We start from the raw sequence: 24,912 nt of genomic DNA, 5'->3' as shown, positions 1-24,912 counted from the left end.
GTCGCTTAGTCGTTAGCGGCTGGCTTAGCGCCAGGCTCTAGCACGTCGCCAATCGTGTTCTTAACCGCTCGCACGCGCACTCCCTTAGCCAGATCAAGCTCGACATAGGTCTCGTCGACCTTAGCTACCTTGCCTACCAAGCCGCCAGCGGTCACAACTTCATCGCCGCGCTTGATCCCTTCGACCTTCTCACGGTGCTGTTTCTGCTGGCGCATTTGCGGGCGGATAATCAGAAACCAGAAAATCAGGATCATGCCCACAATTGGCAGCCACCCAGCCCATGCAGGAGCGGCTGCGGCACCAGTACCAGCGGCGAGGAAATTGAGCATCAGAAAACCTTGTCAAAAACGGATCAGATTGGAGACACGCAATTGGGTGCTGGCACGGCAAATTCAAGCCATGCGCCCCGCATGCAATCGATAATCGCGCCGCTAGCAGCAATAATGCGCCAGAGCAACGAAGCGTCTGCGCCGCGTTCATATGCTAGGCGTGGCGTGATCGCGCTTGCTATGCCGCTTGCCTTGTTTGGGGCACGGGCTTATAGCGCCGCCTCCACTGGATCCGGGACGTAGCGCAGTCTGGTAGCGCATCACACTGGGGGTGTGGGGGTCGTAGGTTCGAATCCTATCGTCCCGACCAGTGGATTTACCCCTCCGAATTTCCCTCCTTTTGATTTGCAGGCGCGCAACGCCTCGCTCAAGCCAGAACTTCTAGCACCTTTCCTACACGAACCTATTTGGTTAGCGCATGGCCTGTACCCAACAGGAGAACGCGCAAAATGGCACTCATCGAATCGCTCATTGGCCCCATCGCATCCATCATCGACAAGATCATTCCCGACAAAGAAGCACGCGCGAAAGCGAAGCTTGAATTGATCAAGCTGGAAGGCACGCATGATCTGAAAGCCATCGAAGCGCGCCTGTCGGCGATTGTTGCCGAAGCTAACTCCACAGATCCGTGGACCAGCCGCGCGCGCCCCTCTTTCCTTTATGTGATGTACATCTTGCTGCTCACCGCACTACCTATGGGCATCCTCGCGGCATTTCACCCAGACATTGCCCGCGATATTGGCGAAGGGATGAACGCTTATCTGGGCGGTCTACCAGAGGCACTCTATGCCCTCTTTGGCACAGGGTATCTAGGCTACACGGCGGCGCGCCAATGGGGTAAGATTAAGGGCGTTGATAAGTAGGTTTGCCCTACCGCTTCGCTACCTGAGGACTGGGGATCAGCTGCCCTATCGCTTCGCTACTTGAGGGCTGGGTCCGCTCGGTCTAGTGCGCTTTAATGACCGATATGATTTACGTCCTCAATGGCCCCAATCTTAACCTGCTCGGGACACGCGAGCCGGAGATTTATGGCTCGCAAACGCTGGATGATATTGCAGCAATGCTTGAGGCACGCGGCGAAGAGCTGGGCCTCACCATTGAGATGCGGCAATCCAATCACGAGGGGCATTTGGTCGATTGGCTACACGAAGCTCAGGCAGAAAGCGCTAAGGCTGTGCTGCTCAACGCCGCAGCTTACACCCACACCTCCATCGCACTGCTTGATGCGATCAATGCGATCAGTGTGCCAGTCATCGAAGTGCATTTATCAGATCCGGCATCGCGCGAAGAGTTCCGCCACACCTCTTATGTGAGCATGGCCGCAGCCGATGTTGTCCAAGGGTTAGGCGCGCAAAGCTATATCGTAGCTCTGGAAAAAGCCGCCGCGCTCTAGCGGCAGATTTTACACCCCCTTGTCTTTGCCGCCCCTCGCCTTCATACGCGGGGCGAAGACAAACACCCCCAAACAACCACAAGGGTATTCATGGCCGACAGGAAAAGCACCGCTGGCAAAAAAGCTGGCATGAATGTCGACACTGCGCTGGTTCGCGAGCTTGCAGATATGCTGAGCGAAACCGGCCTGACCGAAATCGAAGTTGAGGATGGCGACCGAAAGGTTCGCGTGTCGCGCGGCGGCGGCGTTGCGGCTCCCGCCGCGATGATGACTGCGCCTGCGCCAGCCCCGGCAGCTGCACCCGCGCCTGTTGCGGCTGCGCCAGTTGAAGCAACCGAGGCTCCTGCCGCCGACCATGCAGACGCGCTCAAATCGCCTATGGTGGGCACGGCCTATCTTGCGCCAGAACCAGGCGCGCCGGACTTCGTAAGCGTTGGTGACAGCGTGAAAGAAGGCGACACGCTGGTGATTGTCGAGGCGATGAAGGTGATGAACCCAATCGCTGCTGACAAGTCTGGCACCGTCAAAGCCATATTGATCGAGAATGCCCAGCCGGTTGAATTTGACCAGCCGCTGGTCGTGATCGGCTGAGCGGGCGGAACGCCATGACGATTAAGCGGATCCTTATCGCCAATCGCGGCGAAATTGCGCTGCGCATTCACCGTGCGGCGCATGAAATGGGCATTGAAACGGTTGCGGTGCACTCCACCGCTGATGCTGACGCCATGCATGTAAGGCTGGCTGATCATGCGGTGTGCATTGGCCCGCCCTCAGCAACCGACAGCTACCTCAATCATGCAGCGATCATTTCAGCTGCCGAGGTTGCGGGATGCGACGCGATCCACCCGGGTTATGGCTTCCTTTCTGAGAATGCCAAATTCGCTGAAATCGTCGAGGCGCATGAGATCAAGTGGATCGGCCCCAAGCCCGAACACATCGTCACTATGGGCGATAAGGTTCAAGCCAAGAAAACCGCCGGCGAACTGGGTTTACCGCTGGTTCCGGGGAGCGATGGTGCAGTCTCTGACCCCGATGAAGGCCGCAAAATCGCTGCTGAAATCGGCTATCCAGTGATCATCAAAGCTGCATCAGGCGGCGGCGGACGCGGCATGAAGGTGTGCGAAAGCGAAGACCAGCTTGAAACGCTCATGAGCCAGGCGGGCAGCGAAGCCAAAGCTGCGTTTGGCGATGCGACCGTCTATATCGAAAAATATCTCGGCAATCCACGCCACATCGAATTCCAAGTATTCGGCGATGGTAATGGCGATGCGATCCACCTGGGCGAGCGCGATTGCTCACTCCAGCGCCGCCATCAGAAGGTGCTCGAAGAAGCGCCCTCCCCCGTTTTAGGCGAGGAAGACCGGATGCGCATGGGCGAAGTCTGCGCAAAGGCGATGCGCGACATGGGCTATCGCGGTGCTGGCACTATCGAATTCTTGTGGGAAGATGGCGAGTTCTACTTCATCGAAATGAACACGCGCCTGCAAGTTGAGCACCCGGTAACCGAGGCGATCACAGGCGTCGATCTCGTGCGCGAGCAAATCCGCATTGCAGCGGGCAAGAAGCTCTCCGTCAAGCAGGAAGAGATCGAGTTTAACGGCCACGCTATCGAGTGCCGGATCAATGCCGAGGACCCGTGGACTTTCGCCCCGTCACCGGGCGAAGTGACTTACTATCACGCGGCTGGCGGCATGCATGTACGCGTCGATAGCGGGCTTTATGCCGGCTACCGCATCCCGCCCTATTACGATTCCATGATCGCCAAGCTGATCGTCTATGGCCGCAGCCGCAATGGCTGCATGATGCGTCTGAAACGCGCTTTGGAAGAAATGGTGGTCGAAGGCGTGAAGACCAACATCCCGCTACATCAGGAGCTGATCCTGCAGAAGGATGTGCAGACAGGCGACTATTCGATAAAATGGCTGGAAGAGTGGCTGGAGAGCCGCGAGGGGTAAATGTGAGGACGTCGGCGCCCGGTCGTCCGCAGTGTTCAGCCCAGAACCGGAAACCACATCCCCAGCATCGCCAAAGCTACCCCTACTGCCGTAGCCAATGCCGCGAACCACAAAAAGGCAGCCATCGCATATCGCGCAATGGCGGTCCCGCCGCTCTTCAAACGATGGTAGATCTCATACCCCGCCAAGGGTAAAAATTGGCCAACGGACATAATGTCTAGAAACCAACCGGTGCCCGTCGTTTGGTCAATACCGATGCCGCCGGTCAAAACGAACCAGACCATCACCAAAACGCGCAGGAACCAAACGGCACTCGCCGCCAAAAACAGGCGCGTTGCCCAACGCATATGATCCGAAATCTCACGCCTGATGGCATGACGCAAGGTAAACGCAGCAAACCAGATTATGAATATCATCTGCATTGAAAACCCGAGATATAGGGTCCATTCACCTATGTTGCGCGCAATCATCATATAAGCGCCCGAAACGACCGCGACGAGCATAGCGAAAACGAACACGCGACCAGTCCATCGGTGAAACCTGGGAAAGCGCGAGCGGACTTGTGGGACCAATTGCAACGGACCGCCAATGTGGACCACGATCGCAAGCGCCAAATGCGCGGCGACGGCTCCGTTGCCCATCGTTCTTCCAGCGATCCATGCTTCTGAAAGGTGATCATTCCATTGCGTCATGTCACCAAAAAATAATGGCGAGCCATAAGTGTGGAGAATATATGCGACGAAGATGAACTGCCCCACCAACACCGGGACAAACCAAGCCGATGCGGCGAAGGTCATCGCCTTCAACGCGCGGCGATTGTCGTTGCCAGCGCGCGTACTAATTGCTGCAAGTGTTTTCGATGTCGCCATGTGACTTAGTGTATTAACTCTATAACACTCTAAGTCAAGATGTTCAGCTTTGCGTAAAACGAGATGAGCGCTCAGGTTGAATGCACACAGTAAAGCTGGGCGTAGCCACACCAGCGGTACGACTGGTGCCTCTTCCATAGACGTACCAGAAGCTGATATCTGGCCATGACCTAACTCAAAGCGGCACACCCGGCATGTGCTTGGCCGTGCGAATGGTCAGCGAGGTCTTAACGCTTGCCACATTCGGCGCCGGGGTCAGCTTGCTGGTCAGAAATTCCTGAAAGCTCTGCAAATCGCGGCTGACAATCTTCAGGATAAAGTCGATCTCTCCATTGAGCATATGGACTTCGCGGACCTCGGGCAGGTCACGCATATGCTCCTCAAACTCGCGCAGATCGTCTTCTGCCTGACTTTTGAGGCTGACCATCGCAAACACGGTTATCGCATAGCCCAGTTTTGAGGCATCAAGATCGGCATGATAGCCGCGAATAACGCCGTCTTCTTCCAATGCCCGAACACGGCGCAAACAGGGCGGCGCTGTGAGCCCAACTCTTTGCGCAAGCTCGACATTGGTCACACGCCCCTCTTCTTGCAATTCAGCAAGCAAGCGTTGGTCTATTTCGTCGAAATTGGCCATTAAGGGCACTCCAGAACGGGTAGCAGTCCAAATTTGAATAGCCGAAAACGAAACTAAGTCTCGCAAAAGGCGACTCAAACCTAATAATATTGTTCCTGCCAGCAATTGTCCCGCTTTGCAACGAGGGTGGGGATTTCACGTCGGCTGTTAGGACAAATTTAAGGATGTTCGATAAGAGTATGGGACAATGCGCCACCCCCGTCTTGCGCCCCTGGAGATATAATGCACTTCGATGACCGCCTTGCTACTGTGCTGCGCCACCGCGCCACGGGCGAGCTTGCGGCACGAACGCAGTATCGGCAATTGCTCGATTTGCTGGGCGAGAAGGCACGGTTTCATGATGAGAGTCTAGAAGCTGCGGCGTTCCTGCGCTTAGAGACGCTGAGCCAAGCTGTTCCGACGAAGGATCGCGCCCGGATTGTGAGCGAAAGTGGGCAGCGCATTCGCAACCCAGCGCTGGTGGCGTTCTTAGGAGAACATGAGGCCGAAATTGCGGCACCTGCGCTTGCAAGAGCCACTTTGAGCGCGTCAGAGTGGAAACAGCTTATCCCGGCTTTACCGATCCAAGCGCGCGGGTTTCTGCGTCATCGCACTACGTTACCCGATGAGGCAGTGGCGATCCTTAATCAGCTAGGCGTGCAAGACCGCGTACTGCCTAACCACTATGAGCCGGAAGAACTTGAAGCTTCGGAGAACCAGCTGCCAAACGCGGAGGCTCCGAAAGATACTCAGCACACGGATGAAAAGCCTGAGCTGATCCTTGACGAGTCGCTTGTGCAAGAAGTGCCGGAAGCAGTAGAGCTGCAAGCGCCAAACGAGGTCCAAGAGGCGCCCGCAGAGATCAACGACGAGGTCGAAACAGAGCCTGCACCAACATCGCAAAAACCCGGAATTGGTGAACTGGTCCGGCGGATTGAAGCCTTCAGCAAAGCCCGTGACAACCAAGGTGGTGAGAGCGAAACGCAGCGCGGCGAAAACGCACCCCGCCTGCCGCTGGGAGAGCAAGCACAGGCGCGCGAGCGTAAGCGCACGCAGGCGTTCGGATTTAGTGCTGACAGCGATTACCGCATCGATTGGGCAGACACATTTGTCGCGCCGTCTATCGTCGGAACCCGCCTCACTCGGGATGTGCGCGCCGTCCCTGCCCTCGCGCAGGCCTTGCGCAACCGCCAACCGGTCACCCGGGCCAAAGCGGAATTGGAGGGTGCACCCGTGATTGCCGGTGATTGGCTGATCGATGCGACACCGCGGTTCACGCAGACTGATGGCCGCTTTGCTGGCTATGTTGGGCGCTTCAGGCGTCTTTCTGAGGTCGACAATCGCCAACATGCCGAGGCCGAGGCTGATCGCATCAGACAGCTGCTCCATGAGCTGCGGACACCGGTCAACGCGGTGCAGGGTTTTGCCGAAGTCATTCAGCAGCAGTTATTCGGCGCAGCATCCCATGAATATCGCGCGCTTGCAGCGTCAATTGCTGGGGATAGTGCGCGGATGCTCTCCGGGTTTGATGAACTTGACCGGCTGGCCAGATTGGAAGGTGGCTCGCTCACTCTTGCCGAGGGTAGCTGTGATTTCAGAGCCATCACTCAGCAGCAGGTCGAGCATCTGCAAAGCATGCTGTCACCGCGCGTCGCGCGCTTCGATGTTAAATGGCATGCTCCGCGCGCGTTCATTCCAATAGCGGAAGATGAAGCTGAGCTACTCGCTTGGCGTTTTCTCGGCACAATCGCTTCGACCACTGCGGCTGGTGAGATTGTGGCGATGGATCTGCAATGTGACGCGGAAACGCTTGAGTATACCTGCGGCGTGCCAAGCGCATTGAAAGATGCAGAAGATATTTTCGCGACCGAGCCCCGCACTCATATCGAGGCATCGACCCCAGGCATTTTTGGGTCAGGTTTTGCTCTGCGGCTGGCCCGCGCAGAAGCGCGCGCTTGCGGCGGTGAGCTAGCCCGCCAAGACAATCATCTGGTGCTCAGTCTGCCGCTTCTGACGAGCGAGTCGCTCACGCCGAGCCCAGAATCGGCACCGGACCGCGCGCCCAGTTGATCGCCCGGTCAAGCTCGCTCGAGGCCGCTCAACGCGGCTCGCGAACCACAAACCTGCAGAAAATCGGCCAATCTGCCCAAGTAAACCACAAATCCGCTGTTTGAGTGCTTGCCCTTCGCGCAAAGCCACGCTACGCGCCTGCCCTCGCCATCGGCGTGTTCGCAACCTGCTTTTCGGTAGGGGCCTGTAGCTCAGTTGGTTAGAGCTGGCCGCTCATAACGGCTAGGTCGCGGGTTCAAGTCCTGCCGGGCCCACCGAATGCGGGCGGTCTGGTATAGCGGACGTGTACGTTGGGCGTGAAAATCTGTCGGGGAGTGGCGCAGCCTGGTAGCGCACCTGTTTTGGGTACAGGGGGTCGCAAGTTCGAATCTTGTCTCCCCGACCAGATTTTCTCTTAGAGTGAGTATGCGAGCATCCGCATGACTTCCACACATTCGGCAAAACCAGCGTCCCAAGCGCCAATCGACACACGTATCATCTGGGCGATTGCTTTGCCCGCAATGGTCACCAATGTAGCGACCGCTCTGATTGGTGTGGGCGACATGTGGATTGTCGGGCGGCTGGATGATGCCGCAACGCAAGGTGCAGTCGATGTCGGGGCGCGTTTATTCGCAATCCTGTTCACCGTGATGAACTTCCTCAAGATGGGCACAACCGGGCTGGTCGCGCAATCGGGTGAGCGCGATGGGAAGGATGCACAGCACGCGGTTCTCGTGCGAGGCCTTGCGGTGGCTTTGGCGATCGGGGTTGGCCTACTGCTGCTGAAGCCCGTTCTGCTGCCTAACCTGCTTGTGGCCCTTGGCGCGGAGCAAAATGTTCTGAGCGCCGCGACCATCTATGCAGAAATCCGTTATTGGACAGCACCGGCTGTGATGGTCAATCTGGCGCTGATGGGCTTTCTGATTGGCCGCCGCCAGATGACCGCAGTGCTGATCATTGAAGTGCTCTATAACTTCATCAATGTCGGTCTGGGCCTATGGTTTGTATTGGGTCTGAATTGGGGGATTGCCGGCATCGGCTGGTCAAGCTTCGTCGCAGAGTTTGCGAAGCTCGCTATGGTCGGCGCGCTGGTACTACGCGGCTCGGATGGACGCTCGCTACTCCAAGCGGTCAATGCGCAGAACCTGCGCTGGGGTGCCTTGCGCCCCTTCCTATCGGTAAACCGCGACCTCTTCTTGCGGACAGTAATTCTGATGCTGGCACTCGCCGCACTGACCAGATTGTCAGCAGAGCGCGGCGCAGTGACACTTGCGGCCAATGGGATCATCTATCAAATGTTCGTGCTCACCGCTCTGTTTCTCGATGGGTTTGAGAATGCGGCTCAGGTCCTCAATGGAGAGCGCGTTGGTGCGAAAGATCGGCGCGGGTTCGCAGCCTATATCCGCGCTATTCTGCTACGCGGCATGGGCGCTGCGGCACTGCTCTCGCTGGCCTTCGCAATTTTCGCAAGGCCGTTGCTTGATAGCTTCGCCGCAACAAATGCGGTGGCTGAGGCTGCAAGGGCAAACATTGTTTGGCTGGTTATCATACCCTTCGCAGGACTAGCCGGCTTCGTTTTCGATGGTGTATTTGTTGGCGCGAGCTGGACGCGCGCCTTGCTGCTCTCGATGGCGGGGGCATCGCTTGTCTTCGCGGCGAGCCTCTGGCTGACTTGGCCGCTCGGCAATATTGGCCTTTGGGCCAGCTTTGCGCTCTTCCTGGCAGCAAGAGCAGGCATACAAGCTTTGATGATACCGGGCTTGATCAAGCGCGATTTTGGCTAAACTCGGCCTGCCGCAAACAATCAGGTAGCGACTTTCTTGGCCCATGCGAAAAACTCTGCGTTCGCCCGGCCAAGGTTCCGCGCTGCCTTGTTATACTCTTCCGGATCTTCGCGAATTGTGCTCGGCATCCAGTTGGCCTGATGCTGAGACATGTGATTCTTGATCTCATTGTGGCGATGGCGAAACCGCTTGAGCCGCTCAGGATCTGCGGAAAATTCAGCATCATCCTTGGCCGTCTGCCCGAGTGACATCAGGCCCTGGAGCAAAGAGGCACGGAGCTTAATGAGCCGCCTGCGATCAATCGTTTCCGAGTGGAGTGTTACTTCAACAAGTTCTTTCTCGATATTCTCGAGATCTTCGACTGCAGCTAGCAACGTCTTGGACATTTATCTTACCCACAAAAAATATGCCCAAATCGGGCGTCGAAATACCTTATTGACACCGGTTACCGAACCTTCATGAACAAAAAGTAATCTCATCCAACTATGGGCTATTTGCTAGTTTGGCTTAACTCTCGCTCAGCCGTCAATTTGCAAGCGGATCGCCCTTCTTGATAGCGTTCGGCTCATTCGCAAGCAGGCCGACGACCTGCGTCCAAACAGCGACATTCTGGCGCAGCTGCACTGGATCAATCTTGTCGAGCGTATCGTCCGGCGTGTGATGCAAATCGAAATAGCGCGTGCCATCCTGCTGCAAATCAATGATCGCACCGCCTTGATCGCGCGAGATATTGAGGTCAGCACCGCCACTGGCAACGATACTTGAATTTGCCACACCGAAGCGCGCCACGGAATTGGCGAGCCTCATGTGCAGATCTTCGTTTGTCTCGCGAAAATTGCTTTCGAAGCGCCAAATGCGGTCCGCGCCAAAATCACTTTCGATGCCGACCGCTATTGGCTCGTCGATATGAGCCGCGCTGTAGGCCTTCGAGCCCCATAACCCGACTTCTTCCGCGCCTGCCAGCAGCACACGAATTGTCCGCAAGGGCTGCCCTGTCCGCGCGACATGCTGCGCTGCGGCGGTAATAATGCCGCAGCCTGCACCATCGTCAAACGCGCCGGGCGCATTCCACCAACTATCAAGATGACATGCGAGCAAGATCGGCGGCAGGCTGGGATCACGCCCGACAATCTCACCCACCACGTTGCCACTCATCGTGGTGCCGAGCAGCTTTGGCGTCAGCACGAGCCGCATAGTGATGGGCCGCTCTCCTGCCCGGTCAAACATTCGTTCAAGATTGGCCGCATCGGGCAGGCTCAACGCGCCCGCAGGGATCGGCGTTGTGCGTTCGGGAAAGCTGGTGCCGCCGGTATGCGGGTTGCGGCTGTTATCTGTGCCAACTGATTTGATGACGGTCGCGACCGCGCCTTTGCTCGCCGCGATACTTGGCCCAAACCACCGAACCGGCCCGGCAAAGCCATAATGAGAGCCGTCCATCGAAGGGCGCATCTGGTGGCTGATGTAAGCGATCTTGCCCTCAAGGCTGCCATCTTCCGCAGCCGACAAATCGCCCACGCTGGCGAACTCAACCACCTCTGCGGTGAGACCCAAAGTGCCAGTAGAGGCGCTGTTGCCGAGCGGCTGGATGACGAAGGGTTGCGGGAACGGTTCAAGAATTTCGACGCTATGCGTGTCACCCGGCACCCAGGTTTCCATCTCGAAGGGCTCATTCGCAACGTTCTGAAAACCTTGCGCCTTGAGCCAAGCCATCGCCCAATCGCGGGCGCGTGCCTCGGCCTTCGTCCCCGCCTGACGCGGTCCGACCTCGGTGGTTATCCCTTCGACGAAATCCCATGCGATGGTATCCCCCGTCAACGCCTCGTCCGCAATCGCGCTCAAGCGGTCAGGCTCTTGCGCTAATGTGGGAACCGAAAACGAGAGCGCGGCCAGCGCGAGGAAGGTCTTTTGCATGCCCTGCTTGCTAGTGACCGCGCTCTGCCAAGTCCAGTCGGATGCGCTACGCTTCTGCCCGATTAACGGGGCAAATTCGAAACCGAATGAAGTTCAGCCCCGCTGAACTAAGCTCGCGCGCGGCGCGAAGTCGACCACGGTTTCTGAAGTGTCTGTTTCGAGCTCACCGTCAGCCGCAACGCGGTTACGCCCTGCTCGTTTCGCGCGATAAAGCGCTGCGTCAGCGCGCTCAAACAGCGCGCTATATCCCTCATCACGCTCCGCCTCAGCAATGCCAAAACTGGCTGTGCACCGGACATTGTGATTTTCTTTGCAATGGGAAGAAGCTGCAAAGGCACGGCGAATTCGCTCAGACATCTTCGCTGCTTGCGTCAAATTACAATTCCACACGAGAATGCAAAACTCCTCGCCGCCCACCCGGCCCGTGATGTCGCGGCCGCGAGTCATCTGGCCCAACATCTTGCCAAAACCGGCAATTACGCGGTCACCAGCGACATGGCCGAATGCGTCATTCACTGCTTTGAAGTGATCAATATCCACCACGATCAAACTAACGGTTACGCCCTCTTCTCGCGCATATCGCAACAGCGCCTTCGCGTCACTTTCAAACCCGCCACGCATCCGCACGCCCGAAAGCGGGTCAAATGCGGCTTCGTGGCGTTGTTGATCCATATTGTCGCTGATCACCATCGCTGCCAGACACAGCGCCATTAGAGTTAGCAGGACCGCCAAAACCAAAGCGTGGATCGACGTCAGTGTCGCCGCGCCAGCTTCGCCGCTACCGAACAAGACGTCCGACAACTCCGTCAAGAGGGGACGGACAAAACCGAATAATGCCAGAAATGACAAGACCCAAATCAGTGCGCGATCGGCCCAGTGGTCTTTGGAATAGTGCCATAGGTTGGTGGCCATCATTGCCATTATAAGCGCCGAATTGGTGTTTTGCGCCATTTTCATAGCGCTCACTTCTCCAGCCGCGCTGGCGATCCAGAGTATCGCGCATGTGAAAAGCGCTGTGGCGCCATAGGCCCCAATGGGCGCCTTTTGGCCATGCCTAACCGTTAGCCCCCACATCATCGCAAGCAATCCAGCCATCGAAAGTAGGTGGTAGAACACAATGCCTGGCAGGCCGACATTGGCAGAGACCCAGATATTGAAGGCGACACCAATCGCAATCGAGGCAAAGCAAGCGGAGAAGGCGAGCACATGGATGCGCTTGCGATTGTTCCACCACAACCCAAAGAACGCGACAGTGAAAATAAGCGCCACTGCCGGGATGACAAAAGTGAGGATCATTGCGTGCATCGCGTATTCCTCCTTTCATCTTGTTTGGCTGGCGGAGTATGCAGTTTGGGGCAACGTGGAGCAGTAAACTGGCACAAACCCGTAAAAATGCTGCTAACAGGGATACTACGTAGTGTTCTCTCTTGAACGGCTTGCCCCGGGCGCTCAGCGCGCCTATTTGCCGGGCAACTCCAAGACACTTTTAGACGATTCCGAAGGAACTGCCCGATGGCCGCGCAATATGCATATGTCATGAAGAACATGACCAAGACTTTCCCCGGTGCGCCAAAGCCGGTGCTCAGCAACATCAATCTGCAATTCTACCAAGGCGCAAAGATCGGCATTGTTGGCCCCAATGGTGCAGGCAAGTCGACGCTGATCAAGATCATGGCGGGCATCGACACCGATATCACCGGCGAAGCATGGCCGGGTGAGAACATTACGGTCGGCTATCTGCCGCAGGAACCACAGCTTGATGAGAGCAAGACCGTGCTCGAAAACGTCAAGGATGGCGCGCGCGAAGTTGCCGACAAAGTTGATCGGTTCAACGAGATCACGGGCCTGATGGGTGATCCGGATCGCGATGACTTCGACGATCTGATGACGGAGATGGGCACGCTGCAGGAAGAGATTGATGCGGTCGACGGCTGGACGCTCGACAATCAGCTGGAGATCGCGATGGAGGCGCTACGCTGCCCTCCTTCTGACATGGGCGTGGAAAGCCTGTCCGGCGGTGAGAAGCGCCGCGTTGCCCTCACTCGCCTGCTGATCCAAAAGCCATCGATCCTGCTGCTGGACGAGCCAACCAACCACTTGGATGCAGAGTCGGTCAATTGGCTGGAAAACCACCTTAAAGAATACGCGGGTGCCGTGCTGATGATTACGCACGATCGCTACTTCCTCGACAATGTGGTGGAGTGGATTCTTGAGCTCGATCGCGGGTCATACTATCCTTACGAAGGCAATTATTCGACTTACCTCGACAAAAAAGCCAAGCGCCTCGCGCAGGAAGACCGTGAGGAATCAGGCCGCCAGAAAGCGCTTTCAGAAGAACTCGACTGGATCCGTCAGAACCCCAAGGGCCGTCAGACCAAATCTAAGGCGCGCCTGCGTAAGTTTGAGCAGCTGCAAGACGCGCAGAATGACCGCAAGCCGGGCAAAGCGCAGATCGTTATTCAAGTGCCTGAACGCCTTGGCGCTAAGGTGATCGAGGCCAAGGGCCTAACCAAAGCGTTTGGCGACAAGCTGCTGTTTGAAAACCTCGATTTCACACTGCCACCGGGCGGAATTGTCGGCATCATCGGGCCGAACGGCGCGGGCAAATCGACGCTGTTCAAAATCATTACGGGTCAGGAAGAGCCCGATAGCGGCTCGATCAGCATCGGTGACACAGTGCATCTGGGCTATGTCGATCAAAGCCGCGACGACCTGACCGCGAGCAACAATGTGTGGGAGGAAATCTCCGACGGGCTCGATTACATGCAGGTCAATGGCCACGATATGTCGACGCGAGCTTACGTGGGCGCGTTCAACTTCAAGGGCAGCGACCAGCAGAAGAATGTCGGCAAGCTGTCGGGCGGTGAGCGCAACCGCGTGCATATGGCCAAAATGCTTAAGCAAGGCGGCAATGTGCTGCTGCTCGACGAGCCGACCAACGACCTCGATGTGGAAACGCTACGCGCACTGGAAGATGCGATTGAGAATTTCGCGGGCTGCGCCGTGGTGATCTCGCACGACCGCTTCTTCCTGGACCGGCTCGCGACACATATCCTCGCATTTGAGGGCAACTCACATGTCGAATGGTTCGAGGGCAATTTCGAGGCCTACGAGGAAGATAAACGGCGTAGGCTTGGCGATGCAGCGGATCGGCCTACACGGTTGGCGTATAAGAAATTGACACGGTAGTTACCTCAAGAAAATCGAGGGCGGGTTTCCCCGCCCTCTTTTTTCAAGCCAATAGAAAAATAGCAACGCTGATCCACCTGATGATGGCAGCAAAGTCCATTTTTGTTTCGACTTTTACCTCAACTTGGAATTTCGGCATGACCGATCTCCCAGGTCGCGGCGCGCCGCCGACCTGAAAGGTTGACGGAATTCGCGGCCACGTTTCGGATTGACCCCCGTCAGTGGCTTCCGGGCTGACTTTCACACACGCGTATGCTTCGGTCTGACGCTTTGTCTTGCGGGTCCAAACGAGGCTACCCCTAGAGGTGACTTGGTCGTTCGGGGAGGCCGCACGCCGATCTCGGTCAGGGTTGGTGGGCGTTTGACCGACGCTCCAACTCAGGCCGGACCTATGAATTAGAGACCTTAAAACAAAATGGCAACATTGAGCGCAGTGCGCTGTTGATAAGAAAGCCCGAAAATCCCGCCTGCGCGGGAATGACGAAGGAAAGATAAGGCTGGTCTTCGCGGTAAAGACAATGTTTGGTAGGCCCACTGGATGACAAACACCTCCCCCTCCTTCGACCGCACTGTTTCCGAATGGCTTGAGGCTGAGGGGATTGTTGAGCCCACATCACCCGGCGACATCGCCGACACCGCTAGCGTGCGCGAACTGCTGATCGCCGCCGCGAAAGACGAACGCGCGGTCTCTTACTCCGAATTGCTGGGCATGCTCGGCCACCGGTTCACCCGGCCCAAGATGCGCGCGCTGTGCAAAACGCTCGACGCCATTGACGCAGACGGAGCCGCAGCGGGCGAGCCAGAACTCGCCGTGCTGGTCGTACGCGAAAGCGACCGGCTACCCGGACAAGGCTGGTGGGTCGGCGTCGCGCAGCGGCATGGCTATAAGGGCCAATGGGAAGGCATACCCGCCGCCGAGTTTGTGGAGCGGATCCAGCACGAAGCATTCGATTTCTGGAAGAAAGCCAAGCCGCCAGGCAGCACCTAATCGCCTCTCGGAATCACGATTTTACAAAGGGTTTACCGGCGCTTAAGTATCTTAAGACTACGCCCACGAAATGTCGGGCGCACCATCCAAAATACTATCGCATGTGAACGCGATTCTGCTCGCTGCTGTGTATTTTGCAGCGGCGGCGGCCGCGCTACATCTCACGCAAGGCGCATCGGGCATCGCCGCAATCTGGCCCGCCAGCGGGATCATGCTTGCCGGTCTGCTTTTGCTCGACAAGCGCGCTCACTTCACGCTTTACGCTAGCGTTTTTGTTGCCAGCATGGCGGCAAACCTATCGATCGGGTCAACCCTTTGGCTGGCAACCGCCTTTAGTGTTGCGAACCTGGTCGAAGCGAGCGTCGCCCACCATTTAATCGGACGCTTCAGCAAACCTGACAAGAGCATCGCATCGCCTTATAATTTGACTATCGGCGCACTCACCGCAGTCGCCGCGGCAATTGTATCGGCCTCTGTCGCCGCGCTTCTTTCCGGGCTGGTCTCGGCGGAGTTCATCATTTCGTGGGCCACAACGGTGTTCTTCGGAATGGCGACCATCGCGCCGCCAATTCTCTTCATCGCCAAGGACTGGTCAAGGCTCCAACCAGCGGAAAAGGCAGCAATCTTGCCGCATTTTGTTGCGATAGCTGCACTGAGCTCGGTGGCATTTTGGCAAAGCGACGTGCCGCTCCTGTGGCTCCCCATGGCCGCGCTTGGCTATTCTACATATCGCTTGGGGCTCACGGGCTCTGCCCTTGGCCTTCTCACTATAGCGGCCACAGGCTCGTTTCATTCGGCCGCTGGCTTTGGCGTGATGAACGCCAGCGAAACCACGATTACCAGTACGATGCTGCTCCAAGTCTATCTGCTTGGCCTGCTGCTTTCGACCTTGCCGATTGCCTCATTATTGGAGCGCCACGACGCCAACGTGCTTGCACTTGATGCGGCAAGAAATCTTGCGGAAGATCGCGCCATCGAGGCTCGCCGTCTTGCTGAGACAGACGCGCTCACCGGAATTGCCAATCGCGGCAAAGTGATGGGCGATCTGACCAAGCTGCTGACCGAGGCGAGGAAGCACGGTTCGCCGCTGACCATCATGATGATCGACGTTGATCATTTCAAAGCAATCAATGATAGTTTCGGCCACGCGGCGGGTGACAAGGCTCTTATGACCATTGCAGCCATCGGCGATCAATTGGCGGGAGAGCGCGGGTGTTTCGGCCGTATTGGCGGCGAAGAGTTTCTGATGGTTCTGCCCAACAAGAACGCAGCGAGCACAATCACAATCGCAGAACGGTTCCAAGGCACAGTTCACGGTTACGATTGGAAGGGCATGGGGCTCGACCAGATAACCCTGAGCATTGGTGTTGCAGGGCGCAGTATGGGTCAGGACGAGAAGTCGCTGCTCAGCGCAGCAGACCAAGCGCTTTACGAAGCAAAGAGTGATGGTCGCAACCGGACACGGCAGGCCGCATAAACCAAGCATGTGGAATTGCTAGGAGAGCGCTAAGGCGTAACCCAGCGGCCCTGCCAGACCCCAGCGCCGCCAGTAAACTGAGCGCGGCGATGCCCCGTATGCGCGAGCGAGAACCAGTCCAACTCACGTATCTCGACCACTAGAATTGCGAAGTTTTCTCTTGCGGGGAGTATTTGATCCTCGGAAGGCTCGACCCCTTCCATTGTCTTCGGCAGACCAGACGTAGGCGTCTCAGACACAGCGCCTGGTCCATCACCCAGATAACACCGCCGCGCAAAATTAGTGCTTTCTTGCCAAGCTTGCTCGGCCAATGCGGTGTCTGTCTCAATCCACCCCACTCCGCGCGTACGGATCTGTATTTTTTCCGGCTTATCGTAAAACAGCACGCCGATGGGCGAACCGCCATTATCCTTAGGGCCGATAACACCGCATTTGGGCGCGCGCAGATCTGTGTGGAAGCGCAGCGTCCAGTTCTCTGGGTCAAAACTGCGCAGCACCATAATGCGCGCATCCGCATCTGCAGTCGCCACCACCGGCGACTGCATTGGCAATTTGCGATCTTTCGCAGCTTTAGACAGGCGCTGAGACGCATCCTTCAATATGTTATCAAATCGATCAAGCATTTGCACTCAACGCGCGATGGCGCCCATGAAGTCAAGTCTCTTAGCGCTGAATTGGCGCCATATAAGTATTCAGAAAAAGATCTCCGAATATGAACGGGAGCCTTAACCCATTGTTCAGTTTGGTGTCAGGCCATCGCCTCTATATACCATTTCATCGACGCGAGATGCGTTCGGTGCCGCAGGTGGTGGAGCGGCTTTCACACTTAAGGAGGAACGCTCCATGACACTTGCAGAATTCTTGAAAGGAAGCGCGCTAAGCGCCTTGGCAGTCGCCTTGGCCTTCACGGTTATGCCAGAAGAGGCAGAGGCGGCGGTGGCCGAACAGCAGCGCCTTGAACCGCGCGAAAACCGCCTAGGCGCCCAATCGGAACGCATCGGTGCGCGGCAGGAACGCCGCAGTCAGCGCCGCAGCGAGCGACGCGCAACACGCAGCGACAACCGCGGCCAGCGCCGCGAGGCACGCAGCGAGAATCGCGGACAACGCCAGCAAGCACGCCAACAGCGTCGCGGCGATGCGCAACGCGCTCAGCAGCGCCAAGGGCGTGAGCGGGTAAGGGCGGAGAACCGCCGTGAGCAATCCCGTCGCGGTCGTGGTGATCGCAGCACGCGCGCAACACGTAACCGCGCAGAATACAACCCACGCTTTCAGGAACGCCGTGCCGACCGTCGTCAAGAGCGTCGCGCAGATCGCCGGGAGTTCCGCCAAGATCGCAGAGCTGATCGCCGGAGCTACCGTGATGGCCGCCGCGATGGTGTAAGGCAGGAACGCCGGGCGGATCGTCGCCGGGATTACCGTGACAACCGCCGCGCTTACCGTGACGGTCGCCGTGACGGCTATCGCGACAGCCGCAGAGGATATCGCAACGACCGGAAATATCGTGGCGGACACCGCTATGGCAATCACCGCAAGTGGAACCGGCGGGCATGGCGCGGTAACAGCCGCTACAATTGGAACCGCCACCGGTTTAACAACCGCAGCATCTTCCGCCTCGGCCGGTATTATTCGCCTTATCGCGGATATCGCTATCGCCGTTTGAATGTAGGTTTCTACCTCGACAGCCTGTTCTTCTCATCGCGGTATTACATCAACGATCCGTGGCGCTACCGCCTGCCGGATGTCTATGGCCCCTATCGCTGGGTGCGCTACTATGACGATGTCCTGCTGGTCGACACCTATAGCGGCGAAGTGGTTGACGTCATTCACGACTTCTTCTGGTAAGCCACTCGCAAGATCGCAAACACCGCAAAGCCCCCGCCTTCCACATTGGTTGGCGGGGGTTTTTCATGCGGTGAGCAGTGAACCGCCATCTTGATGTGTACGGCCGCGCTGGTAACACTCGCCAGATGGCAAAGACTGAAGTTATTCCTGACAAAGACGCACTCAAGCGGATTGGTGCATCAGTGCGGGCACGCCTCGAAGGCGACCCGAGCATTTACAAAGTGCCGACTGAAAAGGCCGAGATTTTCGCGATTGGCGATTTCCTCTCGCCGGAGGAATGCGTGCGCCTGATGGCAATGATCGACGCGGTGGCAACGCCGAGCACATTGCATGAGCAAGCCTATCAAGAGGGGTTTCGCACCTCCTATTCGGGCAATTTTCAACCCGATGATCCCTTCATTCTATCGCTCTCACGGCGTATTGATGACCTGCTTGGCCTGAACCCAAAGACCGGCGAAACCATTCAGGGCCAGCGCTATCTGCCCGGACAGGAATTCAAGCCGCACAATGACTGGTTCTATGTCGATCAACCCTATTGGGAGGCAGAGCGTAAACGCGGCGGGCAACGGTGCTGGACCGCGATGGCTTTCCTCAATGAAGTTGAGGAAGGCGGGCACACGCATTTTACTGAGGTTGGCTCACTGATTGAGCCCAAGCCTGGCGTGCTGCTGGTGTGGAACAATGCCAAGCCCGATGGCACACCTAACATTGACACAATGCACGCGGGAACGCCCGTAGTGAAAGGCGTGAAATACGTCTTCACCAAATGGTATCGGACCAGAGGTTGGAAGTAGTTTTTTGCTTACGGCCTAGGCACCCTCGCTTTCCACCCAGACTCTGCCGGGACGCTATCCGGGCGGAGGGGTGGAGGGAGCGTGTGGCACAGTCGGAAATCAAGAATTTCGAGCCAAAGCCTCGGCAATCAGCTTGCGGCTGTTCTCCACACCATAGAGCGCGATAAAGCTGCCCATGCGCGGGCCCTGATCGCTCCCGAGCAACGTCTGATACAGCGCCTTGAACCAGTCGCGCAGGTTTTCAAATCCGAAGGTCTCATCCTTGCCGATCTCGTAAACCACGGTCTGAATATCCTCAGCGGGTGCATCAGCAGCCATCCCCGCAAGTGCATCATCCAGCTTGCTTAGCGCCGCCGCCTCATTGGCTTCCGGCGCGCGCTTGTTGAGCGTCGGCACGATGTAATCGCGCGTGTAAGCTACTGCTGCTGAAATCAACCGATCAAGATCAGGTCCGCGCTTCACATCATCGAGATAGCTGTCGAGATATTCGGCAAGGTTAGCCTCAGTCGCTTCTGCGCCGAGCACACTCGCGAGGTTGAGCAGAAGGCCAAAGGTCACAGGCAGAGTATCGCCCGCACCCGGTGCTTCCTCAGCATTCTCTCCCTCTGGCCACCCGCCATTGGCGCGCAGCAAATGCCACGCTGGATTACCCAGCTGCTTGTCGAGCGGTTGCTCGGACAGACGCTCACGGAATTGCCAATAGTCATCCACCGCGCGCGGGATCACGCCAACATGCAGCTGCTTTGCACTTTTGGGGTTGGGGAAGATGTAGAAACCAAGGCTCTCCTCGCTGCCATAGGTCAGCCATTCTTCAATCGTCAGGCCATTGCCTTTCGACTTGGAAATCTTCTCTCCATTGGCATCAAGGAACAGCTCGTAAATGAGCCCTTCCGGCTTGCGACCACCCAGCACTTTGGCAATCTTGCCTGACTGCACGCCGGTATCGGTGAGATCCTTGCCGTACATCTCATAGTCAACGCCCAGCGCGACCCAGCGCATGGCGAAATCGACTTTCCATTGCAGCTTGGCCATGCCGCCAAGCGCGCTCTGCTCGATTTCGGTGCCGTCCTCATCAGTAAAGCGGATTGTACCAGCGTCGGCATCGACGACTTCGACCGGTACTTGCAGCACATGCCCCGTGCTCGGGCTGATCGGCATAATCGGCGAATAGGTCGCGGCGCGCTCCGCCCGCAACGTTGGCAGCATGATGTCGAGGATCGCTTGATTTTGCCGCAGCACATTCTTTAGCGCATCGTCGAATGCGCCTGAATTATACCGGTCACTCGCAGCGATAAACTCATACTCAAACCCAAAGCGATCCAAAAACTCGCGCAGCATCGCGTTATTGTGCGCAGCAAAGCTCTCATATTTCTCAAACGGATCGGGAATGCGGCTCAGCGGCTTATTAAGGTTGGCGGTCAGAAGCTCTTGATTGGGAAGGTTACTTGGCACCTTGCGGAAACCGTCCATATCATCAGAGAATGCAACCAGCCGTGTCTTGCCATCTTCTGGCCGAGCGCCAATCAGCGCCTCAAACGCGCGCCGCACAAACGTGGTGCGCAGCACCTCTTGGAATGTGCCGATATGCGGCAGCCCTGACGGGCCATAGCCCGTTTCAAACAGGATCGGCGAGCCATCGGGTTTCGCGCCGCTTGGATAGCGTTTCAGCAGCCGCTGCGCCTCCTGAAAAGGCCAGGCTTTGGAATCTCGGGCGGCGTCCATCAGTTCTTGCATACTCATGGGTCTAGCCTGTCGCCCAAGGCGCGCCGTGTTGCAAGTGCGAAGCGACCTCTGCTCGATCGAACATGCGGATTGATCACCAAAGGTGCTTGCACCGCGTTCCGCATTCGTTCTAACGCTCATTCGTGGTCGACCTGCTCTCCCTCCCGGCGCTCCATGCCAGCCATGCAGGCACGTGGTTGCGCGATGGGTCGCAAGCGGATGGTGCGGGAACACGCGGTGTTTCCAAAGGTGAGGCGGTGATGGCGGCCGCTGACACGCCGCTGCTAATCCTCAATGCGCCGCTGGTTGCGAACCGGCTGGGTTATCCGGATTTATCCGGGCTTGACCTGCTGGAGCTCTTCGCCTTTGTGCACCCCGCGCGGTTCTGTGTGCCGACCGCAAAGGGCTTGGCAGAGGCTCTGAGCTTAGACGAACCGGACAGCGATGATGCGGTCCCTGCCATGCTGCAAAGAGCAGGTGCGGCGCTCATCGCAATGTGTCAAAGCCCAGATTGGCCAGAGCGCGAAGGAGCGTGGAGCGCACTGCAATCGCTCGCCAAATTGCGCTGGCCATGGGCGGGCGTACTGGCCGCTCATATCAATAAGCCAGAACGCGCAGAAAAATGGCTGTTCAGCCGCCTACCTGAATGGGAAGAGACACCTGAGCGCCCGCAGCCCGCGCAAATCACGCTGGCCCCCGATGCGATCGAGACCACGCTTGACCGGCTAACCGGTTTAGATGCTGAACGCCGGGAAGGACAACGCGCTTACGCCAAGGCAGCTGGCGGCGTCTTTGCACCGCGCGACCGCGAGAAACGCCCGCATGTCCTGCTAGCGCAAGCGGGCACAGGTGTTGGTAAAACGCTCGGCTATCTCGCACCGGCCGCGCTTTGGGCGGAGCAATCGGGCGGCACCGTCTGGGTCAGCACATATACCAAGAACCTTCAGCGCCAATTGCGGCAGGAAAGTTCGCGCGCATGGGCCGATAAGCGCGCGGACGGTTCGCGCCCGGTTGTGGTCCGTAAAGGGCGGGAGAACTACCTCTGTCTGCTTAATCTGGAGGATGCGCTTCAAGGCGGATTTAACGGTCGCCCCGCCATCCTTGCGCAGCTTGTGGCGCGGTGGGCGGCCTACTCGCGCGATGGCGATATGATTGGCGGCGATTTGCCCGGGTGGCTCGGCACACTGTTCCGCAAACGCGGCATCGCGGCGCTGACCGATCAGCGCGGCGAATGCGTCTATGCTGGCTGCCCGCATTATAAGAAGTGCTTTATAGAGCGCAGCGCGCGGGCCAGCGCCCAGGCGGATCTGGTTATCGCCAATCATGCGCTCGTGATGGTCAACGCCGCACGCGGCCGCGACCATGCTCAGCGCCCTACCCGCATCGTCTTTGATGAGGGACATCACGTGTTCGATGCAGCGGATTCGACCTTTGCCGCCGCGCTGACGGGTCAGGAAACGATAGAGCTGCGCCGCTGGATCATCGGCCCGGAACGCAACAGTCGCGGGCGTCGCCGGGGCCTCGCCGCAAGGCTCGCTGACGTGGCGAGCTATGACGATGATGGCGGCGAAGCAGTAGAAGCCGCAGTGAAGGCTGCGCACGCCCTACCCTCGGATGGCTGGATCGGCCGGCTTGCCGAGGGTCAGCCCGATGGCCCTCTAGAAACGCTGCTCGCGCAGGTCCGCACCGCAACGTATGCCCGCGATGAAAGCGGCGCGCAGGATCAAGGCTATGGCATTGAAACAGAGGCCGCGCAGCTGCCCGGCGAATTGGTTGAGGCTGCCGCAGAAGCTGGCGCAGCGCTCGCCGCGATCCGCCAACCACTGATGAAGCTTGGCGCGCGATTGGAAGGCGTGCTGGAGGATGCGCCCGACTGGCTCGATGGGCAAGGCCGTGCGCGAATTGAAGGCGCGCGGCACTCGCTAAGCTGGCGGATTGACCTGCTTGGCGCATGGGAGGCGGTGCTGGCGCGGCTGGGCGGCCCGGCGGACCCTGACTTTGTCGATTGGCTGGCGGTTGATCGCAATGACGCGCGTGAGTTCGACATTGGCATTCACCGGCATTGGCTCGACCCGATGAAGCCGTTTGCGCATGTTGTGCTTGAACCCTCGCATGGCGTCATGCTCACCAGCGCGACCCTGACTGACAAGGATGAGGGCGGTGCGGATTGGGAGAGCGCGATTACAAAAAGCGGCGCGCCGCATATCGAGCTTAACCCGCAAACCGCCTTTGCCGAAAGCCCATTCGACTATGCAAACCGCGCCGAAGTGTTGATCGTCACCGACATCAAGCGCGGAGATATCCCTGCGCTTGCTGGCGCTTATGCGCGGCTCATTGAGGCAACTGATGGCGGGCTACTCGGCCTGTTTACCGCAATCCGCCGGATGCGCGCGGTGCATGGCCGCATTGCAGACCGGCTCGCTAGAGCAGGCCTGCCGCTCTACGCCCAGCATGTCGACCCAATTGATACCGGCACGCTGACCGATATTTTTCGCGATGATCCACGCGCGAGCCTGCTTGGGACAGATGCTTTGCGCGACGGGGTTGATGTGCCGGGGCGTAGCTTGCGCTGTGTGGTTATGGAAAGCGTGCCGTGGCCGCGCCCAACGATCCTTCACCGTGCACGCCGCGCCGCCGCCGCTGATGAGCCGGGCGGCGCTAGTCTGCATGATGACCGGATCATTCGCGCGCGCCTCGCCCAAGGGTTTGGTCGTTTGATCCGCACACGTGAGGATGCGGGGCATTTCGTGGTGCTGTCCTCCGCCTTCCCCAGCAGGTTGTTGTCGGCCTTTCCCGACGGCACACCCGTCCACCGTCTAACGCTTGATGAGGCGCTGGCCCGCGTCGCAGAAGGTATCGGACAATCTGCCAACGCATCTGGCGAATTCGAGGACAATACGGCACAAGTGCAGCAATGATCGAAGTACTCGATATACATATCCGCTGGATGGGGGTAGGCGCGGGATTGTTGCTGATGGCTGCGATTTCCACCGGTGAAGCGCGCCACGAAATGAAGGTCGCTCTGATCGGGCTGATTCTCGGTGCAATCGCATATCTACTTAACGAGACACCGCTAGGTGCGCCAGAGACGGGATACGATCCGTGGATTGACTTATTGTCGCTGCTGACGCCGTTCTGGGCCTGGATTTTCGCCAGGCGCCTGTTTGAGCGTGAGCCGCCGTTCTGGGCGATTGCCGGATCTGCAGCCGTGCTTACCGCCGCCTGGTTCACTGGTAATTTCATCACCACGCTGATGATGATTCCATACAATGTGATTCATATCGTATCACTCATTCTACTCGCAGATCTGGTGCGCGTAGCATGGCGAGATCGTGCCGATGATTTGATCGAGAAACGCCGCGCGATCCGTTTGATTTTGCCACTGATGGTGGCGGCTTTGGCGGCCGGAATATTGATCTTTGAACTGATTGTGGGACGAGCCATCCCTTACCCAGCAGTACAGCTCACAAATGCCGTACTCATCTTGGTCCTCACCCTGTTTGCGGGTATTGCTCTGCTGCGCACAGAAACGGTGCTGCTGGTCGAAACGGCCGATGATGCGCCTGAAAACACGCCTGCGCCGACCGGCCTCTCACCGTCAGAGACAGTCCTGCATCAGAAGCTTACCGCAGCCATGGAGGGCGGGTATTATCGCACCCCCGGGCTTTCTATCTCTGGCCTCGCTGAGCATCTAGAAACCCCGGAGCACCGGCTGCGCGCGCTCATCAATCAGCGGCTTGGCTATCGCAACTTCGCCGCCTTCCTAAACCGCCATAGGATCACGGAAGCTAAGGCGATTTTGGCAAATCCCGACAAAGTTGACCTACCCGTCCTGACAATTGCAATGGATTTGGGATATAACTCCCTGCCCACATTCAACCGCGCGTTTCGCAGTGAAACCTCTGTAACTCCAACGGATTTTCGCAAGTCGGCGATTGGTCAAAACTGAAAAATGCCGTGCAATTGCGCAAATGATCGGCTTTTTTCGCAAGTG

At 57.8% G+C, this 24,912-nt stretch carries 21 protein-coding genes and 3 tRNA genes; 16 read left to right on the top strand and 8 right to left on the bottom strand.

The genetic code is table 11. The features are described from left to right. Positions 1 to 5 precede the first annotated feature (5 nt). On the bottom strand, positions 6 to 329 hold the full coding sequence (yajC, locus tag ACFCXQ_RS08795; RefSeq protein ID WP_379549775.1) for a preprotein translocase subunit YajC: 324 nt from the start codon (positions 327 to 329) through the stop codon (positions 6 to 8). Positions 330 to 562: 233 nt separating this feature from the next. On the opposite strand from yajC, the gene ACFCXQ_RS08790 reads away from it, so the two are divergent. The 5 genes from ACFCXQ_RS08790 (at position 563) to accC (ending at position 3,677) form a co-directional block, all read left to right on the top strand. Continuing rightward, positions 563 to 639 (top strand) — tRNA-Pro (locus ACFCXQ_RS08790). Between the two features lie 139 nt (positions 640 to 778). After that, entirely contained in the window at positions 779 to 1,192 is a 414-nt protein-coding gene (locus ACFCXQ_RS08785; RefSeq protein ID WP_379549773.1) for a holin family protein, read from the top strand. A 95-nt stretch (positions 1,193 to 1,287) separates the two neighbouring features. Continuing rightward, positions 1,288 to 1,722, top strand: a complete 435-nt coding sequence (gene aroQ / locus ACFCXQ_RS08780; protein ID WP_379549771.1) for a type II 3-dehydroquinate dehydratase — start codon at positions 1,288 to 1,290, stop codon at positions 1,720 to 1,722. Between the two features lie 90 nt (positions 1,723 to 1,812). Beyond that, positions 1,813 to 2,313, top strand: a complete 501-nt coding sequence (gene accB, locus ACFCXQ_RS08775) for an acetyl-CoA carboxylase biotin carboxyl carrier protein (RefSeq protein WP_379549770.1) — start codon at positions 1,813 to 1,815, stop codon at positions 2,311 to 2,313. Positions 2,314 to 2,327: 14 nt separating this feature from the next. Further along, positions 2,328 to 3,677, top strand: a complete 1,350-nt coding sequence (accC, locus tag ACFCXQ_RS08770; protein WP_379549768.1) for an acetyl-CoA carboxylase biotin carboxylase subunit — start codon at positions 2,328 to 2,330, stop codon at positions 3,675 to 3,677. A 35-nt stretch (positions 3,678 to 3,712) separates the two neighbouring features. Here the strand turns inward: accC and ACFCXQ_RS08765 are convergent, their stop codons facing one another. Both ACFCXQ_RS08765 and ACFCXQ_RS08760 read right to left on the bottom strand, forming a co-directional pair. Next, a complete protein-coding gene (locus ACFCXQ_RS08765) occupies positions 3,713 to 4,684 on the bottom strand; it encodes a DUF2306 domain-containing protein (RefSeq protein WP_379549766.1) in 972 nt (323 codons plus the stop codon). 37 nt (positions 4,685 to 4,721) lie between these two features. Then, entirely contained in the window at positions 4,722 to 5,183 is a 462-nt protein-coding gene (locus ACFCXQ_RS08760; RefSeq protein ID WP_379549764.1) for an Lrp/AsnC family transcriptional regulator, read from the bottom strand. A 222-nt stretch (positions 5,184 to 5,405) separates the two neighbouring features. On the opposite strand from ACFCXQ_RS08760, the gene ACFCXQ_RS08755 reads away from it, so the two are divergent. From ACFCXQ_RS08755 to ACFCXQ_RS08740, 4 genes are all read left to right on the top strand, one after another. Continuing rightward, the gene (locus ACFCXQ_RS08755; RefSeq protein WP_379549762.1) at positions 5,406 to 7,232 is read left to right on the top strand and encodes a sensor histidine kinase; all 1,827 of its coding nucleotides are present in this window, start codon (positions 5,406 to 5,408) and stop codon (positions 7,230 to 7,232) included. Positions 7,233 to 7,412: 180 nt separating this feature from the next. Continuing rightward, positions 7,413 to 7,486: transfer RNA gene (locus ACFCXQ_RS08750), tRNA-Ile, on the top strand. Between the two features lie 54 nt (positions 7,487 to 7,540). Beyond that, positions 7,541 to 7,617, top strand: a tRNA-Pro gene (locus ACFCXQ_RS08745). A 34-nt stretch (positions 7,618 to 7,651) separates the two neighbouring features. Beyond that, positions 7,652 to 8,995: an MATE family efflux transporter gene (locus ACFCXQ_RS08740; protein ID WP_379549760.1), complete on the top strand. Its 1,344-nt coding sequence runs from the start codon at positions 7,652 to 7,654 to the stop codon at positions 8,993 to 8,995. Between the two features lie 20 nt (positions 8,996 to 9,015). On the opposite strand, the gene ACFCXQ_RS08735 is transcribed toward ACFCXQ_RS08740, so the two are convergent. The 3 genes from ACFCXQ_RS08735 to ACFCXQ_RS08725 form a co-directional block, all read right to left on the bottom strand. Further along, positions 9,016 to 9,381 (bottom strand): hypothetical protein, encoded by a 366-nt coding sequence (locus ACFCXQ_RS08735; RefSeq protein ID WP_379549758.1) that lies wholly within the window; start codon positions 9,379 to 9,381, stop codon positions 9,016 to 9,018. 139 nt (positions 9,382 to 9,520) lie between these two features. After that, positions 9,521 to 10,906 carry a M28 family peptidase gene (locus ACFCXQ_RS08730; RefSeq protein ID WP_379549756.1) on the bottom strand — a complete coding sequence of 462 codons (1,386 nt, stop codon included), beginning with the start codon at positions 10,904 to 10,906 and terminating at the stop codon, positions 9,521 to 9,523. A 93-nt stretch (positions 10,907 to 10,999) separates the two neighbouring features. Next, positions 11,000 to 12,211 (bottom strand): GGDEF domain-containing protein, encoded by a 1,212-nt coding sequence (locus tag ACFCXQ_RS08725; RefSeq protein ID WP_379549755.1) that lies wholly within the window; start codon positions 12,209 to 12,211, stop codon positions 11,000 to 11,002. Between the two features lie 207 nt (positions 12,212 to 12,418). Between ACFCXQ_RS08725 and ettA the strand changes: the two genes are divergently transcribed. From ettA to ACFCXQ_RS08710, 3 genes are all read left to right on the top strand, one after another. Next, the gene (gene ettA, locus ACFCXQ_RS08720; RefSeq protein WP_379549753.1) at positions 12,419 to 14,095 is read left to right on the top strand and encodes an energy-dependent translational throttle protein EttA; all 1,677 of its coding nucleotides are present in this window, start codon (positions 12,419 to 12,421) and stop codon (positions 14,093 to 14,095) included. A 538-nt stretch (positions 14,096 to 14,633) separates the two neighbouring features. Beyond that, positions 14,634 to 15,083, top strand: a complete 450-nt coding sequence (locus ACFCXQ_RS08715; RefSeq protein ID WP_379549751.1) for a ribose-phosphate pyrophosphokinase — start codon at positions 14,634 to 14,636, stop codon at positions 15,081 to 15,083. Between the two features lie 70 nt (positions 15,084 to 15,153). Continuing rightward, a complete protein-coding gene (locus ACFCXQ_RS08710) occupies positions 15,154 to 16,560 on the top strand; it encodes a GGDEF domain-containing protein (RefSeq protein ID WP_379549749.1) in 1,407 nt (468 codons plus the stop codon). Positions 16,561 to 16,589: 29 nt separating this feature from the next. Here the strand turns inward: ACFCXQ_RS08710 and ACFCXQ_RS08705 are convergent, their stop codons facing one another. Beyond that, positions 16,590 to 17,183, bottom strand: coding sequence for a flavin-binding protein (locus ACFCXQ_RS08705; protein ID WP_379549747.1), 594 nt, complete (start codon positions 17,181 to 17,183; stop codon positions 16,590 to 16,592). Between the two features lie 220 nt (positions 17,184 to 17,403). Here ACFCXQ_RS08705 and ACFCXQ_RS08700 point away from each other — a divergent pair, with 220 nt between their 5' ends. Both ACFCXQ_RS08700 and ACFCXQ_RS08695 read left to right on the top strand, forming a co-directional pair. Further along, on the top strand, positions 17,404 to 18,402 hold the full coding sequence (locus ACFCXQ_RS08700; RefSeq protein WP_379549745.1) for an RcnB family protein: 999 nt from the start codon (positions 17,404 to 17,406) through the stop codon (positions 18,400 to 18,402). Between the two features lie 125 nt (positions 18,403 to 18,527). After that, positions 18,528 to 19,196: a prolyl hydroxylase family protein gene (locus tag ACFCXQ_RS08695; RefSeq protein ID WP_379554610.1), complete on the top strand. Its 669-nt coding sequence runs from the start codon at positions 18,528 to 18,530 to the stop codon at positions 19,194 to 19,196. Positions 19,197 to 19,295: 99 nt separating this feature from the next. Here the strand turns inward: ACFCXQ_RS08695 and ACFCXQ_RS08690 are convergent, their stop codons facing one another. Next, complete coding sequence (locus ACFCXQ_RS08690; RefSeq protein WP_379549743.1) at positions 19,296 to 20,936, bottom strand: lysine--tRNA ligase; 1,641 nt, start codon at positions 20,934 to 20,936, stop codon at positions 19,296 to 19,298. A 242-nt stretch (positions 20,937 to 21,178) separates the two neighbouring features. Here ACFCXQ_RS08690 and ACFCXQ_RS08685 point away from each other — a divergent pair, with 242 nt between their 5' ends. Together ACFCXQ_RS08685 and ACFCXQ_RS08680 are read left to right on the top strand one after the other, a co-directional pair. Further along, complete coding sequence (locus tag ACFCXQ_RS08685) at positions 21,179 to 23,836, top strand: ATP-dependent DNA helicase (RefSeq protein ID WP_379554608.1); 2,658 nt, start codon at positions 21,179 to 21,181, stop codon at positions 23,834 to 23,836. Next, positions 23,833 to 24,867 (top strand): AraC family transcriptional regulator, encoded by a 1,035-nt coding sequence (locus ACFCXQ_RS08680; RefSeq protein ID WP_379549741.1) that lies wholly within the window; start codon positions 23,833 to 23,835, stop codon positions 24,865 to 24,867. Before ACFCXQ_RS08685 ends, ACFCXQ_RS08680 begins: the two co-directional genes overlap by 4 nt. Positions 24,868 to 24,912: the final 45 nt, after the last annotated feature.

Origin of the sequence: Qipengyuania rhodophyticola (genome assembly GCF_042493225.1) — a bacterium.
Classification (GTDB): Bacteria; Pseudomonadota; Alphaproteobacteria; order Sphingomonadales; family Sphingomonadaceae; genus Erythrobacter.
The sequence above is the reverse complement of the archived record's forward strand: the minus strand, read 5'-3'. Positions and strand labels throughout refer to the sequence as shown.